This window comes from Planomonospora algeriensis (assembly GCF_977012225.1).
This window is the reverse complement of sequence record NZ_CDRNDK010000136.1, coordinates 1-14,089: the sequence shown is the minus strand read 5'-3', so window position 1 is coordinate 14,089 and position 14,089 is coordinate 1. Positions and strand designations below refer to the sequence as shown.

General features: G+C 71.7%; 12 protein-coding genes, 2 tRNA genes and 3 pseudogenes. 6 read left to right on the top strand and 11 right to left on the bottom strand.

Annotated elements, in window-relative coordinates:
- Positions 1-837 (bottom strand): MFS transporter (locus tag ACWJ6R_RS16285; protein ID WP_449063031.1); only part of this gene is annotated, 837 nt, incomplete at its 3' end.
- Between the two features lie 134 nt (positions 838-971).
- Between ACWJ6R_RS16285 and ACWJ6R_RS16280 the strand changes: the two genes are divergently transcribed.
- The gene (locus ACWJ6R_RS16280) at positions 972-1,175 is read left to right on the top strand and encodes a hypothetical protein (protein ID WP_449063030.1); all 204 of its coding nucleotides are present in this window, start codon (positions 972-974) and stop codon (positions 1,173-1,175) included.
- A gap of 99 nt (positions 1,176-1,274) precedes the next feature.
- Here ACWJ6R_RS16280 and ACWJ6R_RS16275 read toward each other — a convergent pair whose 3' ends face one another.
- The 4 genes and pseudogenes from ACWJ6R_RS16275 to leuC all read right to left on the bottom strand — a co-directional run bounded on the left by ACWJ6R_RS16275 (position 1,275) and on the right by leuC (position 3,921).
- Positions 1,275-1,571: an HU family DNA-binding protein gene (locus ACWJ6R_RS16275; RefSeq protein ID WP_449063029.1), complete on the bottom strand. Its 297-nt coding sequence runs from the start codon at positions 1,569-1,571 to the stop codon at positions 1,275-1,277.
- A gap of 202 nt (positions 1,572-1,773) precedes the next feature.
- Positions 1,774-1,965 carry an SCO5555 family protein gene (locus ACWJ6R_RS16270; protein ID WP_449063028.1) on the bottom strand — a complete coding sequence of 64 codons (192 nt, stop codon included), beginning with the start codon at positions 1,963-1,965 and terminating at the stop codon, positions 1,774-1,776.
- Positions 1,944-2,531: a 3-isopropylmalate dehydratase small subunit gene (gene leuD / locus ACWJ6R_RS16265; protein ID WP_449063027.1), complete on the bottom strand. Its 588-nt coding sequence runs from the start codon at positions 2,529-2,531 to the stop codon at positions 1,944-1,946. The genes ACWJ6R_RS16270 and leuD overlap by 22 nt, the downstream gene beginning before the upstream one ends.
- Before the next feature lie 11 nt (positions 2,532-2,542).
- Positions 2,543-3,921, bottom strand: a pseudogene (gene leuC / locus ACWJ6R_RS16260) (3-isopropylmalate dehydratase large subunit).
- A 79-nt stretch (positions 3,922-4,000) separates the two neighbouring features.
- Here leuC and ACWJ6R_RS16255 point away from each other — a divergent pair.
- Positions 4,001-4,717 (top strand): IclR family transcriptional regulator, encoded by a 717-nt coding sequence (locus tag ACWJ6R_RS16255; RefSeq protein WP_449063026.1) that lies wholly within the window; start codon positions 4,001-4,003, stop codon positions 4,715-4,717.
- Between the two features lie 123 nt (positions 4,718-4,840).
- The gene (locus ACWJ6R_RS16250) at positions 4,841-6,580 is read left to right on the top strand and encodes a hypothetical protein (protein WP_449063025.1); all 1,740 of its coding nucleotides are present in this window, start codon (positions 4,841-4,843) and stop codon (positions 6,578-6,580) included.
- 149 nt (positions 6,581-6,729) lie between these two features.
- On the opposite strand, the pseudogene ACWJ6R_RS16245 reads toward ACWJ6R_RS16250, so the two are convergent.
- From ACWJ6R_RS16245 to ACWJ6R_RS16235, 3 genes and pseudogenes are all read right to left on the bottom strand, one after another.
- Positions 6,730-6,855, bottom strand: a pseudogene (locus tag ACWJ6R_RS16245) (TlpA disulfide reductase family protein); the annotation flags it as partial.
- 122 nt (positions 6,856-6,977) lie between these two features.
- Positions 6,978-7,050: transfer RNA gene (locus ACWJ6R_RS16240), tRNA-Glu, on the bottom strand.
- Positions 7,051-7,114: 64 nt separating this feature from the next.
- A tRNA-Gln gene (locus ACWJ6R_RS16235) sits at positions 7,115-7,186 on the bottom strand.
- 201 nt (positions 7,187-7,387) lie between these two features.
- Between ACWJ6R_RS16235 and ACWJ6R_RS16230 the strand changes: the two genes are divergently transcribed.
- Complete coding sequence (locus tag ACWJ6R_RS16230; protein WP_449063032.1) at positions 7,388-9,370, top strand: M3 family metallopeptidase; 1,983 nt, start codon at positions 7,388-7,390, stop codon at positions 9,368-9,370.
- Between the two features lie 61 nt (positions 9,371-9,431).
- On the opposite strand, the gene ACWJ6R_RS16225 is transcribed toward ACWJ6R_RS16230, so the two are convergent.
- Positions 9,432-9,968 carry a PadR family transcriptional regulator gene (locus ACWJ6R_RS16225; RefSeq protein ID WP_449063024.1) on the bottom strand — a complete coding sequence of 179 codons (537 nt, stop codon included), beginning with the start codon at positions 9,966-9,968 and terminating at the stop codon, positions 9,432-9,434.
- Between the two features lie 49 nt (positions 9,969-10,017).
- Between ACWJ6R_RS16225 and ACWJ6R_RS16220 the strand changes: the two genes are divergently transcribed.
- Positions 10,018-11,379 carry an MATE family efflux transporter gene (locus tag ACWJ6R_RS16220; protein ID WP_449063023.1) on the top strand — a complete coding sequence of 454 codons (1,362 nt, stop codon included), beginning with the start codon at positions 10,018-10,020 and terminating at the stop codon, positions 11,377-11,379.
- Here the strand turns inward: ACWJ6R_RS16220 and gltX are convergent.
- Together gltX and ACWJ6R_RS16210 are read right to left on the bottom strand one after the other, a co-directional pair.
- The gene (gene gltX, locus ACWJ6R_RS16215; protein WP_449063022.1) at positions 11,273-12,640 is read right to left on the bottom strand and encodes a glutamate--tRNA ligase; all 1,368 of its coding nucleotides are present in this window, start codon (positions 12,638-12,640) and stop codon (positions 11,273-11,275) included. The genes ACWJ6R_RS16220 and gltX overlap by 107 nt on opposite strands.
- A pseudogene (locus ACWJ6R_RS16210) lies at positions 12,637-13,409 on the bottom strand (fumarylacetoacetate hydrolase family protein). Before ACWJ6R_RS16210 ends, gltX begins: the two are co-directional and overlap by 4 nt.
- Before the next feature lie 169 nt (positions 13,410-13,578).
- Here ACWJ6R_RS16210 and ACWJ6R_RS16205 point away from each other — a divergent pair.
- Positions 13,579-13,992 (top strand): antibiotic biosynthesis monooxygenase family protein, encoded by a 414-nt coding sequence (locus ACWJ6R_RS16205; RefSeq protein WP_449063021.1) that lies wholly within the window; start codon positions 13,579-13,581, stop codon positions 13,990-13,992.
- The last annotated feature ends 97 nt before the right edge of the window (positions 13,993-14,089 follow it).

Below are 14,089 nucleotides of genomic sequence, written 5' to 3'. Positions count from 1 at the left end.
GCCGAAGCGGGCGGCGGCGCGGGCGGCGAGGAGCGCGCCCGCCAGCCAGCCGGCGGGCGCGGCCGCCAGGAGCAGGCCGTACCCCACCGGACCGACGTCGAGGACCCCGAGCAGGAAGAACGGCTGGGCGACCGCCCACACGCCGTTCGAGAGCATGACCAGCGCGCCCACCAGGGCGATGCGCCGCAGGACCGGATGGCCGGCGACGTACCGGACCCCCTCGGCGACCTCCTCCCGGAGCCGCCGCCGCTCCCCGGGCGGCGCCGGATCCTCCTGCACCCGCACCCCGCCGAGCAGCAGCGCCGAGGCCAGATAGCTGACCCCGTCGGCGAGCAGGGCCACCGGCGCGGTCACCGCGTGCACCAGTCCGCCGCCCAGAGGGGGACCGGAGAGCACCGCCGTGCTGCGCAGCGTCTCCAGGACCCCGTTGCCCCGCAGCACGTCGTCCCTGCCGACCAGAGAGGGCAGGAAGCTCATGTGCGCGACGTCGAAGAAGACCGATCCCAGGCCCATGAGCAGTGCGACCGCGTACAGGTGCGGCAGGGTGAGCGCGTCCAGGAGCACGGCGGCCGGGACGGATAGCAGGGCCGCGCCCCGCAGCAGGTCGCTCCAGATCATGATCGGGCGGCGCCGCAACCGGTCCGCCCACACGCCGGCGGGCAGCCCGACGAGCAGGAAGGCGGCCGTCTCCGCGGCGGTGAGCACGCCGAGCTGGAAAGGGCTCGCCTCCAGCGTGAGCAGGGCGACCAGCGGCAGGGCCACGATGGTGACCTGGGTCCCGAACTGGCTGATCGCGTCGGCGCCCAGGAACAGCTGGAACGACCTGTTCCGCCACATTCCCGCACTATCGTCCCTGATCCGCACAGCCGTGAATGATCGCCGCCCGCGATGCGCCGGTCAAACCCTTTTCCCCGTACGGCAGGCGGCGCGAACCGCGGGCGGGGAGACCGGGCCGCGTTAGGGTGGTGGGCGTGCAGGCGACGGTGAGGACCTTCGATTCCGCCACCCGGTCCGGGTCGGTGTTCCTGGACGACGGGACCGAGATCCCGTTCGGCGCCGGGGCGTTCGACGCCGGGCCGCTCCGGCTGCTGAGGCCGGGCCAGCGGGTGAACATCTCCGTGGACGGCGGCCTGGTCACCTACGTGACGCTCTCGACGTTCCCGCTGCCGAGCTGACCCGCGGACGCCGGACACGCCGAGCGCCCGGTCCCATGGGGGATCCGGGCGCCCGATGTGCGAGTCCGCCGCTCGGCGGATGCCGCCTGTCCGCGGGTGCTACTTCTTGGCGGCGCGCTTGCCGCCCTCGTTGACGAGGTCCTTGAAGTCGGAGCCGGCGCGGAACTTCGGCGCCCAGCTCTCTGCCACCTTGATCTCGGCGCCCGTCGAGGGGTTCCGGGCCGTGCGGGCCGGCTTGTGCGCCATCTCGAAGGCGCCGAACCCCGTGATGGAGACCTTGTCGCCGCTGGCGACGGCCTTCTGGATGGTGTCGAGCACGGCGTTCACGGCCTCGGTGGCCGTCTTCTTGTCGCCCACCCGATCCGCGATGGCGTCGACGAGTTCTTTCTTGTTCATGAAGATTGCCCCTTGTTGCCGATGTCCGGGAGTGGGTCTCAAGACAGGAAGCCCGTCTCACCCGATTTTTCGCCGAGAGGGGTCTCAGGTGGAGCGAGAGACCCTTACCCGCTTGAAATTAGGGGACGGAAGCGTGTGACTCAATCACCTTCCGCAATATTTCCAGCACTCCGCGTGTCTGAAACCAGGTCATCGAGGTCAATCAGGAACGATTCCAGGCGTGTGGCCGCTCGATCCAGGTCTGCTTGGCCGCTCCGCAGATGGCCAGCAGGTGCTTGGCCAGGCGCTGCCGCGTCTCCGGAGGCACGGGCAGCACGCGGACGCGGCTGTGCGCCTCGCGCAGCAGCCGCGCCAGCTCTCGTTCTGAACGGGTCAGACCGTCGTCGGCAGCCATGGCTGCCGACCATTCTCGTACGTCGTCACATCGTCGGCGTTGCGCAGGGTCAGTCCGATGTCGTCCAGACCCTCCATCAGCCGCCAGCGGGTGTAGTCGTCGATCTCGAAACCGGCGGACTCGGCGCCCCAGCGCACCTGGCGCTCCCCCAGGTCGACGGTGACCTCGAGGGCGGGGTCGGCCTCCACGGCCGACTGCAGCGCCTCGACGGTCTCGGCCGGCAGCACGACCGGGAGCAGCCCCATCTTGGTGGAGTTGTTACGGAAGATGTCGCCGAACCGGGCCGCGATCACGACGCGGAAGCCGTACTGCTGCAGGGCCCAGACCGCGTGCTCGCGCGAGGAGCCGGTGCCGAAGTCCGGTCCGGAGACCAGGATCGAGGCGCCCTGGTAGGCGGGCTGGTTCAGGACGAAGTCCGGGTCCTCGCGCCAGGCGGAGAACAGGCCTTTCTCGAAACCGGTCCGGCTGACCTGCTTGAGCCAGACGGCCGGGATGATCTGGTCGGTGTCGACGTTGCTGCGGCGCAGCGGCACGGCCCGGCCGGTGTGCGTGGTGAAGGCTTCCATGGTCGTGTCTCCTAGGCCAGGTCGGCGGGGGCGGTCAGCTTGCCGGTGACGGCGGTGGCGGCGGCGACGGCGGGCGAGACCAGATGGGTGCGGCCGCCCTTGCCCTGGCGCCCCTCGAAGTTGCGGTTGGAGGTCGAGGCGCTGCGCTCGCCGGGGGCGAGGGTGTCGGGGTTCATGCCCAGGCACATCGAGCAGCCCGCCTCGCGCCACTCGGCGCCGGCGGCCTTGAACACCTCGTGCAGGCCCTCCTGCTCGGCCTGGAGCTTGACCAGCATCGAACCGGGGACGATCAGCGTCCGGGTCACGACCTTGCGGCCGCGCAGCACCTCGGCCGCGGCCCGCAGGTCCTCCAGCCGGCCGTTGGTGCACGAGCCGACGAAGACGGTGTCCACCTCGACCTCGCGGAGCGGGGTGCCCGGGGTGAGTCCCATGTACTCCAGCGCGCGGCGGGCGGCCGCCGGGTCGTCGGTCTCCTCGGGCACCGGCACGGCCGTGCCCAGCGGAGCGCCCTGGCCGGGGTTGGTCCCCCAGGTGACGAACGGGGTCAGGGTCGAGGCGTCGATCTCCACGACGGCGTCGAAGACGGCGTCGGAGTCGGTGGCCAGGGACTTCCAGTACTCGACGGCGGCGTCCCACTGCTCGCCGGCCGGGGCGTGGGGCCGTCCCTTCAGGTACGCGAACGTGGTCTCGTCGGGGGCGATCATGCCCGCGCGGCGCCGGCCTCGATGGACATGTTGCAGATGGTCATCCGGCCCTCCATGGAGAGCTTGCGGATGGCCTCGCCGCGGTACTCGACGATGTAGCCCTGGCCGCCGCCGGTACCGATCTTCGCGATGATCGCCAGGATCAGGTCCTTGGCCGTGACGCCGGCCGGCAGCTCGCCGGAGACCTCGATGGCCATCGTCTTGGGGCGGTAGGCGGGCAGCGTCTGGGTGGCCAGCACGTGCTCCACCTCGGAGGTGCCGATGCCGAACGCGATGCCGCCGAAGGCGCCGTGCGTCGAGGTGTGAGAATCGCCACACACGATGGTCATGCCGGGCTGGGTCAGGCCGAACTGCGGGCCGATGATGTGCACGACGCCCTGGCCCGCGTCGCCCATCGGGTGCAGGCGGACGCCGAACTCGGCGCAGTTCTTGCGCAACGTCTCGACCTGGGTCTTGGAGACCGGGTCGGTGATCGGGCCGAGCAGGGTCGGGACGTTGTGGTCCTCGGTGGCGATGGTGAGGTCCGGCCGCCGCACGGTCCGCCCCGCCATGCGCAGGCCGTCGAACGCCTGCGGGCTGGTCACCTCGTGGATGAGGTGCAGGTCGATGTAGAGCAGGTCGGGCTCTCCCTCGGCACGTCGCACGACGTGCTGCTCCCAGACCTTCTCCGCCAGCGTGCGGCCCATTGTCGCCTCCCTTTCGTTGCGACGCTGCGCGTCGTCGCCCGACTTGCCTTCTCATATGTCGAGACGGCAGTATCGGTGTATGGACAACTCTAGCGGAGTCGGCGTACTCGACAAGGCCGTTCTGGTGCTCAACGCCCTCGAGGCCGGCCCGGCATCCCTCGCGCAGCTCGTCCAGGCGACCGGCCTGGCCCGTCCCACCGCCCACCGGCTGGCGGTCGCGCTGGAGCACCACCGCATCGTCTCCCGCGACACGCAGGGCCGGTTCGTGCTGGGATCGCGGCTCTCGGAGCTGTCCACGGCCGCCGGCGAGGACCGGCTGCTGGCCGTCGCCTCACCGGTGCTCACCCAGTTGCGGGACATGACCGGAGAAAGTGCACAACTTTACCGCCGCCAGGGCGACGAGCGCGTCTGCGTGGCCGCCGCCGAGCGGGCCAGCGGGCTGCGCGACACCGTGCCCGTCGGCTCGGCCCTGCCGATGTTCGCCGGCTCGGCCGCGCAGATCCTGCTGGCCTGGGAGGAGCCCGACCGCCTCCACCGCGGCCTGCGCGGGGCCAAGTTCACCGCGGCCACGCTGTCGAGCGTCCGCCGCCGGGGCTGGGCCCACAGCGTCGGCGAGCGCGAGCAGGGGGTGGCCAGCGTCTCTGCGCCGATACGGGGCGCGGGCGGCAAGGTGATCGCCGCGGTCTCGGTGTCCGGGCCGATCGAGCGCCTCACCCGCACCCCCGGCCGGCTGCACGCCGCCCCCGTGGTCGCCGCCGCCGAACGCATCACCGAGGCGATGCGCAGGAACGGCTGAGCCGTACGGGAACACCGCGCCGGAACGCCGGGCGGGCCACCGTGCCGGAACACCGTGCACCGCGGCCGGTCGCCCACCCGATATGAGGAGGCGAGCACCCCTGCGGGCCCCTAGGCTGGGCGGGTGACAGATCGCATCGAGGCAGCCGCCGCTGAACTGCGTCCCCTGCTCCAAGAATTCATCCTCTGGGCCCGTGAGAACGCGCCCGGCAGCGATCCGAACCTGGTGGGCTCCGTCGCCCTGTGGCACCGGTTGATCGCCTCCGACGACGTCGGCCGCTGGAGGACCTCCGATCTGCGCACGGTGCTGCTGGAGCGGATGCCGAAGGTGGTGGAGGATCCCGAGGCCGCGGCGGAGGGACTGGTGCCCGCCGTCCGCGCCTACCTGGCCTACCTGTCGGACACCGCCCGGCTGTCGGCGGGCTCCTCCCCGCTCAAGGAGATGCTGGCCGAGCTCGACGAGATCGAGGACGACGTCGTCGACGCGATGGAGGACCTCCTCGGCGAGGACGGCGAGGACGAGGAGTACGACGAGGAGGAGTTCGAGGGCCTGGGCGACTTCGAGCCGTTCGCCGACCGGCTCGCCGCGCTGCCCACGATCCGGCTCCGCCCCGACACCGAGCTGGCCGGGGCGGCACGCGGGTCCGTCCTGATCGCAAAGGCGCGGGACCTGGCCGTCTGGGTCGGGACCGAGCGCCGGGTGGGCGAGGAGGACCTGCTCACCGACGCCGAGATCGCCGAGGCGCTGGCCGTCCTCGGGTTCCCCGTGCCGGAGGCGGTGGAGGGCCGGCTGGCCGACGCCGTGCCCGCCCTGTGGAACGTCTGGAACCTCGCGATCGACCTGGACTTCCTCCAGCCCGAGGGCGAGGACACCGTCAGCGTCGACCCCGACACCGCCGACTGGCCCTTCGAGGAGGACGACGACGTCCTGGACGCCTGGCTGGCCGGGCTGCACTCGATCGACTACGGCGACCCCGAGCTGGACGACGAGGACGCCACGATCGCGCTGTCCGGGCTGACCCGGGCGCTGCTGGTCCGGGTGCTGCTGGCGACCGGCTCCAAATCCCTCGACGAGCTCCGCACCGAGCTGGCCGAGGCCGCCGCCGAGTACGACGACCTGGGCGCCGAGGCCTGGGACGCCGCCACCGCGCAGTACGGCGACCCGCTCAACCCGGTGCTGGACTGGCTGTCGGGATACGGCATGGTCGAGGTCGAGCACGACCAGGTGCGGCTGACGCCGCTGGGCATGGAGGGCCTCGTCCACCTGGTGGACGAGGCCGACATCGAGCTGGACGCCCGGCCCGCCATCGACGCGATGACGGCCCTGGACCTGCTCGCCTTCAGCGCGGAGCTGCCCGAGGAGGAGGCCGACGCCGAGTTCGCCGCGTGGATGGAGCTCCGCGAGCCCGCCCGGGCCGCCGAGGAGCTGCTGGCGGCCGCGGCGGAGGACGACGCGGACGCGCTGGTCCGCGTCCAGGCGGCCAGCGTGGTCGGCTCGCTGGGCGAGGTGGCCGTGCCGGCCTGGCGCCGGGCCCTGGACGAGCCGTCCCTGCACCCCTACGCGGCCACGCACCTGGCCCAGCTGGGCGTCGAGGACGTCCCCGCGCCGACCCAGGCCGACACGCACTGGCTGATCCTCGACATGCTGACCATCTCCGCCGGCCTCGGCCGCCCCGAGTTCGTCAGCAGCCTGGACGACATCGGCCCCGCCTCGATGCTGGTCGGCCTGCTGGACGTCATCTGGAAGGTCCCCCACCCGCACCTGGAGGAGCTGCTGGAGACGATCGCCAAGGCCCACCCCGACCGGCAGGTGGGCAAGGCCGCCAAGCGGGCGCTGTTCAAGGCCCGCTCCGGCAGCAACTAGCGCGCCGGGCGGAGGGCCGCCGGGGATCGCCCCCGGCGGCCCTCCGCACGCTCCCGCCCCGGGGCTTCACCCGGCGGCCCTGCTGCACACCCGCCGCCGCCGGACTCTCACCCGGCGGTCTCCTGCCAGTCGGGAAGCGGCCGGTAGATCGGGATGCACGCCTCACCCCGGCACCAGCCGTGCGGCTTGCGCTCCCAGCCGAGCACCGGCGCGCCGTACGGCACCACCAGACCGTCGATCGTGTCCTCGCGCCCGTCCGCCAGCAGGGTGATCATCACAGACCTCCATTGGATATCTATGGTACCCAATTATCAGACAGCGCCACTATCCAATCAAGGGGTCGGCCTGAGAATGCGAAAAACCCCTGGAAGCGGATGCTTCCAGGGGTCCTGCGATGTAGCCCCGACCGGATTCGAACCGGCGCTACCGCCTTGAGAGGGCGGCGTCCTGGGCCACTAGACGACGGGACCCTACACACTGTCATCGGATCCGGAGGGGACCGGATCCGCAGCGATCTCCGCGAGGAGATCGCAGCTGGGGTACCAGGACTCGAACCTAGACTAACTGAACCAGAATCAGTCGTGCTGCCAATTACACCATACCCCACCGCTTCGGACTTTCCTTTCGGAGCGCCCTGGCGACTCCGAAAGAATAGCCCACCTTGAGCGCAAGGACCAAAACGATTGCCCGAGGCCCGCCCGGAACCTCGCCTCGTGACGCCGGAGTGCCCGGCGGGGCCCGTCTGTGTAACGCTGCTCAGGAGATCAATCCGCCGTGATCCGTACGCGAGGAGCCCACGCCTTGACCGTGAACCCGTCCAACCCCTTCTTCACGACCAGCCCGCTTCCCTACCGCCTGCCGCCCTTCGCCGAGATCCGCGAGGAGCACTACCTGCCCGCGTTCGAACGCGGCATGGCCGAGCAACTGCGGGAGGTGGCGGAGATCGCGGACAGCACCGAACCGGCCACCTTCGCCAACACCGTCGAGGCCCTCGAACGCTCCGGGCAGATCCTGAAACGGACCGCGACCGTCTTCTTCAGCCTGGCCTCCTCCGACGCGACCGACGGCATCCGGGCGATCGAGAAGGAGATCGCCCCCCGGCTGACCAAGCACTCCGACGCCATCCACCTGGACCGCGCGCTCTACGCCCGGATCAAGCAGGTCTCCACCGACGACCCCGAGGAGGCCTGGCTGCTGGAGAAGTACCGCGAGGACTTCGTCCGGGCCGGGGCCGAGCTGTCGGAGACCGAGCAGGAGCGGCTGAGGGCCCTCAACGAGGAGCTCTCCACGCTCGCCACGGCCTTCTCCCAGAACCTGCTGGCGGCCTCCACCGACTCGGCCCTGGTCGTCGAGGACGCCAAGGAGCTGGACGGGCTCGCCGAGAGCGCGATCAAGGCGATCGAGAAGGACGGCCGGTACGTCCTGCCGCTGCTCAACTTCACCAACCAGCCGGCCCTGGCCGAGCTGACCGACCGCGGGACGCGCCGCCGGCTGTACGAGCTCTCGGTGAACCGGGCGCCGGAGAACTTCGAGCTGGCGGCCAGGATGGCGGCGCTCCGCGCCGAGCGGGCGGCCCTGCTCGGCTTCCCGAACCACGCGGCCTACTCCGTCGCCGACCAGACCGCCAAGACCACCGCCGCTGTCGAGGAGCTGCTCGGCAAGCTGGTGGGCCCGGCCGTGGCCAACGCCCGGCGGGAGGCCGAGGCGCTGAGCGAGCAGGCCGGGTTCGCCCTCGAGCCGTGGGACTGGTCGTTCTACGCGGAGAAGGTGCGCAAGGCCCGCTACGACTTCGACGGCGCCGAGCTGCGCCCGTACTTCGAGCTGGACCGGGTGCTGCGGGACGGCGTCTTCCGCGCGGCCGGCGAGCTGTACGGCGTCACCTTCACCGACCGGCCCGACCTGGACGGCTACCACCCCGACGTGCGGGTCTACGAGGTCGCCGACGCCGGCGGGTCGCCGCTCGGCCTGTTCGTCTTCGACCCCTACGCGCGGCCCACCAAGCGGGGCGGCGCGTGGATGCACAACCTGGTGGACCAGTCCCGCCTGTTCGGCGAACTGCCCGTGGTGATGAACAACCTCAACATCACCAAGCCCGCGGAGGGTCCGACGCTGCTGACCTTCGACGAGGTCAACACCGCCTTCCACGAGTTCGGCCACGCCCTGCACGGCCTCTTCTCCGACGTGCGCTTCCCCCGGGTCTCCGGCACCACGGTCCCCCGCGACTTCGTGGAGTACCCCTCGCAGGTCAACGAGATGTGGGCGACCTGGCCGTCCATCCTGGAGGGCTTCGCCCGGCACCACGAGACGGGTGAGCCCGTCCCCGCGGAGCTGCTGGAGAAGATGCGGGCCGCGGAGAAGTTCAACCAGGGCTTCGCGACCGTGGAGTACCTCGCCGCGGCGCTGCTGGACTGGGCCTGGCACCGGCTCGCCCCGGGCGAGACCGTCGAGGACCCCGAGGCGTTCGAGGCCGCCGCCCTGGAGCGCGCCGGGATCGCCTTCGAGCTGGTCCGCCCCCGTTACCGGACGAACTACTTCGCGCACATCTTCTCGTCCGGCGTGGGCGGCTACAGCGCCGGTTACTACTCCTACATCTGGAGCGAGGTCCTCGACGCCGACAGCGTCGAATGGTTCAAGGAGAACGGCGGCCTGAAGCGGGAGAACGGCGACCACTTCCGCGCCACGCTGCTGTCGGTCGGCGGGTCCAAGGACGTGATGGACGCCTTCCGCGACTTCCGCGGCCGCGACCCGCGCATCGAGCCCCTGCTGGAGCGCCGGGGCCTGCTGGCCTGATCCCGGGGCGGGGAGCCGCTCCGGCCAGGGGGAGGCGGCTCCCGCCTCCCCCTGGCCTCTTTCACGACTCCAGCGCTGCGATCGCCTCCCGCAGCCACTGCTTCTCGGCAGTGCCGGTGGCCCGCGCGATCAGCAACATGCCGCGGTGGAACGGGTCGGAGACCTCCTCGGCCCGTTGCGGCCGGCCGTCCGCGTAGAAGAAGCTCGCGGGCGTCTGGAGGAAGTCGAGGCGGCGGCGGAGGACCCGGACCTGGTCCGCGCGGTCGGGAAGCTGCGACAGGAACGTCAGCAGGCCGAAGAACCGGGTCTGGTCGCTGATGTCGAGCCCGTCCGGCTCGCGGAGCCGCCGCAGCAGCTCGGCCCGGCCCGCGTCCGTCAGAGAGAGCACCTGGCGGCGGGCGGCGGCCTCCCCCTCCTCCTCGTGCCGTTCCAGCAGCCCGGCCTTCTCCAGCCGGGCGATCGCGGGGTAGAGCGCGCCGTCGCTGACCGGGCGGAGGTGACCGCTCAGCTGGTGGATGCGGCCCTTGAGCTCGTAGCCGTGCTTGGGCCCCTCGCCGAGCAGGCCCAGGATCGACAGGGTCAGATCGCCGCTTGCCATGAATGCATCGTAACGCTATACCTCTAAACGAGCTATATCGAATCGAGGTATGACCATGGCGCTGATCCGCCTCGCCCTGCCCGTCTACGTGGAACTGCTGACCGCCGTGGTCGCCGTAGGCCTGATCGACCTGCTCTGGGTCTCCGGACTGGGCGACCGGGCGGTGGCCGCCGTCACGATCGCGACCAGCGCGGAGAACCTCGTGCTGGGCGTGGTACTCGCCGTCACCACGGGAACCACCGTCCTGGTGGGCCGGCGCGACGGCCGGCTGCCCACCGCCCCGGTCGTCCGTACGGCGTGGCTGCTGTGCGCGGCGGCCGGTCTCGCCGTGGCCGCCGCCGGGGTGCTGCTCCGCGCGCCGCTCGCCGGCCTGTTCACCGACGACGCCACCGTGGCCGCCCTGACCGCCGGCTTCCTCCTGGTCTCCATGGCCGGGGTCCCGGTCTTCTACGCCCAGTCCCTCGCCGACGGGATCTTCAAGGGCTTCGGGGACACCAGGACCCCGATGCGCAACGCGCTGCTCTGCAACGCGCTGGTGGTCGCCCTCGACCCGCTGTTCATCTACGGCCTGGCTCTGGGCGTGCCCGGCGCGGCGCTGGCGACCGTGCTGGCCCGGCTGGTCACCCTCGCCGTCTCCCTGACCCTGCTCCTGCGGCGGACGTCCGGCGCCGCCCCCGTGCCCGCGGCCGTAGGGACCGCGGAGCAGACGGGCACGGGCCGGAAAGCCACCGGACCCGCGGAGCCGGAGCCCCCGGCCCGCGCGCACGCCGTGGAGATCCTCCGCACCGGCCTGCCCATGTCCGGCGACTTCCTGGCCAGGGCTCTGGCCGGCCTGCTCATGGTCGACATCGTGGGCGGGCTCGGGGTCGCGGCGCTGGCCGGGTACGGCATCGGCATGAAGATCATGCTGGCGGGGGTGATGGCCTTCTACGCGCTCCGCCAGGCCGCGATGATCCGCACCGCCCGCACCGGCCGGGCCGGACCGGTGCTCCGGTACGGCCTGGCCACCGGGGCGGCGGTCGCCGCCGTGCTCAACGCGGTCGCGGCGCCCGCGGCGGGCCTGTTCACCGGCGACCCCGCCGTGGCCGCCGCGGCCGTGGACTTCCTGCGCTGGATGACGCTCTATCTCGTCCCGTTCGGCGGCCTGATCGCGCTGGGCGGCGTGCTCCAGGCCGAGGGCAGGGGCAACCGGCTGCTCGCCGCCACGCTGGCGGGCTTCGCGGTCCAGCTGCCCCTCGCCGCCCTCCTCGGCTCCGCGCTCGGGGCGACCGGCGTCTGGCTGTCGATGGCGGCCGGGGCCGCGCTCAGCCTCGCAGGCGCGTCAGCGCCGCGCGCAGGCGCTCGATCGAGCGCTCCCGGCCGAGAGCCTCGATCGACTCGAACAGCGGCAGGCCGACCGTCCGCCCGGTGACCGCCACCCGGACGGGGGCCTGGGCCTTGCCGAGCTTGAGCCCGTGCTCGGCGCCGACCTCCTCCAGCGCCGTCTTCAGCGACTCAGGGTCCATGTCCGCCGTCTCCAGCCGGGCGAGATAACCGCCGAGGATCTCCTCCGGGGAGTTCTTCATCGCCTTGTCCCACGACGCCTGGTCGAAGACCGGCTCGGCCAGGAAGAGGAAGTCCACGTTGGCGGTGATCTCCGACAGGACCGCGATGCGGGTCTGGGCCAGCGGCGCGACCTTCGCGAACAGCCCCCGGTCCCAGCTCGGGTCGAGCCACGGCTCGCAGCGCGCGGTGAACTCCTCCAGCGGCAGGGCCCGGATGTACTCGCCGTTGAAGGCGCGCAGCTTCTTCTCGTCGAAGAACGCGTTCGCGGAGTTGACGTCCTCCAGCTTGAACAGCGGCGCCATCTCCGCCCAGGGCATGATCTCCCGGTCCTCGCCGGGTCCCCAGCCGAGCAGCATCAGGTAGTTGACCATCGCCTCGGCCAGGTAGCCCTCCTCGCGGTAGGACTCCAGGGCCACCTTGTCCCGGCGCTTGGAGAGCTTCTTGCGCTGCTCGTTGACGATCACCGGCAGGTGCGCCCAGACCGGCGGGTTCGCGCCGAGCGCGGGCCAGAGCAGCTGCTGGCGCTGGGCGTTGGCCAGGTGCTCCTCGCCGCGGACCACGTGGGTGATGCCCTGGGTGATGTCGTCGACGGCGTTGGCCAGGACGTACAGCGGGGAGCCGTCGCTGCGCGCGACGACGAAGTCCTCCTGCGCGTCGTTCGGGAACTCCACCCGGCCGCGGATCACGTCGTCCACGACCGTGACGCCCTCGTCGGGGGTGCGGAAGCGGACCGCGCCCGCGGACAGGGCCCGGTCGCGGCAGAAGCCGTCGTAGCCCTTGTGCTCGGAGCCGGTGCGCTCCTGGAGCAGTTCGCGGGTGCAGTCGCAGTAGTAGGCCTTGCCGTCGGCGAGCAGCTTGGCGACGGCCTCGCGGTGCTGCGGCTCGTTCTCCGACTGGAAGTGCGGGCCCTCGAAGACCGGGTTGTCGCCGCTGATGCCGATCCAGGCCAGCGCGGACAGGATGCCCTCGGTCCACTCGGGCCGGTTGCGCGCCGCGTCGGTGTCCTCGATGCGCAGCACGAAGCGGCCCCCGGACTGCTCGGCCAGGGCCCAGTTGAACAGCGCCGAGCGGGCGCCGCCGACGTGGAACATGCCGGTCGGCGAAGGAGCGAAACGAACCCTGATCATCGCGAGACCACCCGGTTGCTGAGAGTGCCGATACCTTCGATGCTGACGCTGACCTCGTCGCCGATCTCGAGCGGCCCGACCCCCTCGGGCGTCCCGGTCAGGATGACGTCGCCGGGGATCAGGGTCATGACCGCGCTCACGTGCGCGATCAGCGCGGGGATGTCGTACATGAGCTTGGAGGTGCGCGAGCTCTGCCGTACCTCGCCGTTCACCTTCGTGGTGATGCCCAGGTCGGCCGGGTCGAGCTCGGTCTGGATCCACGGCCCGAGCGGGCAGAAGGTGTCGAAGCCCTTGGCCCGGGTGAACTGCACGTCCTTCTTCTGCAGGTCGCGGGCGGTGACGTCGTTGGCGCAGGTGTAACCGAAGATCACCTCATGGGCCCGCTCGACGGGCACCTCCCGGCAGAGCCTGCCGATGACCACCGCCAGCTCGCCCTCGAAGTCGACCCGCTGGGAGAGCCGACGGGGTAGGCGACCGCCTCCGAAGGGCCGATCACCGAGGTGGACGGCTTCAGGAACACCAGCGGCTCGTCGGGGACCTCCCCGCCCATCTCGCGGGCGTGCTCGGCGTAGTTCTTGCCGATGGCGACGACCTTACTGGGCAGCATGGGCGCGAGCAGCTTGACCTGCGAGAGCGCGTGCCGCTCACCGGTGAACTGGATCGGGCCGAACGGGTGACCGGAGATCCCGGAGACGAACTCCTCGCCGGGGCCGCCTTCGACCACCCCGAATCCGACACCGTCACCTGTGGAGAACCTCGCTATACGCACCCCACAAGGCTAGTCGCGGTCGCGGTCCCGCCGGACCGCCCCCGCCGGGTACGGCGCGGCCCCCGGCACGGAGCCCGCCGTCCCCCGCCACGCCCGCCGGAGCGGTTCCCCCTCCGCGGGAGAGAAATCGTATGGTGATCGGAGAAGACGTCCCGGAAGAGGAGCCCACGTGTCGGTTGTGAAGATGAACGTGCTCACGGTGCCCGCGGAGATGCGCGAGGAGCTGGAGCGCCGGTTCTCGAACCGGGCCGGGATCGTGGAGTCGGCCGACGGGTTCGAGTGGTTCGAGCTGCTCCGCCCGGTCGACGGCACCGATCGCTACCTGGTCTACACGCGCTGGCGGTCCGAGGAGGACTTCACGCGCTGGACCGAGAGCCAGGCCTTCCAGCGGGGCCACGCCCAGGCCGCGGCCGAGGCGGGCGCGCAGGGCCACGGGCAGGGACACGGGCAGGGACACGGGCACGGCCAGGAGCAGGCCCAGGGGCAGGGCCACGGGCACGGGCACGGGCACGGCGGTCCCGCCGCCTCCGGGGCCGAGGTGTGGTCGTTCGAGGTCGTGCAGAGCACCGGCCCCAAGGCCTGAGCACGGACCCGCCGCCGGCCGTACCCGGTGGAGGAGCCGCAGCGGAACGGGCGCCCGCGCCCGCCGGGATCGGGCCGCGGGCGGACCGGGCGCCGAC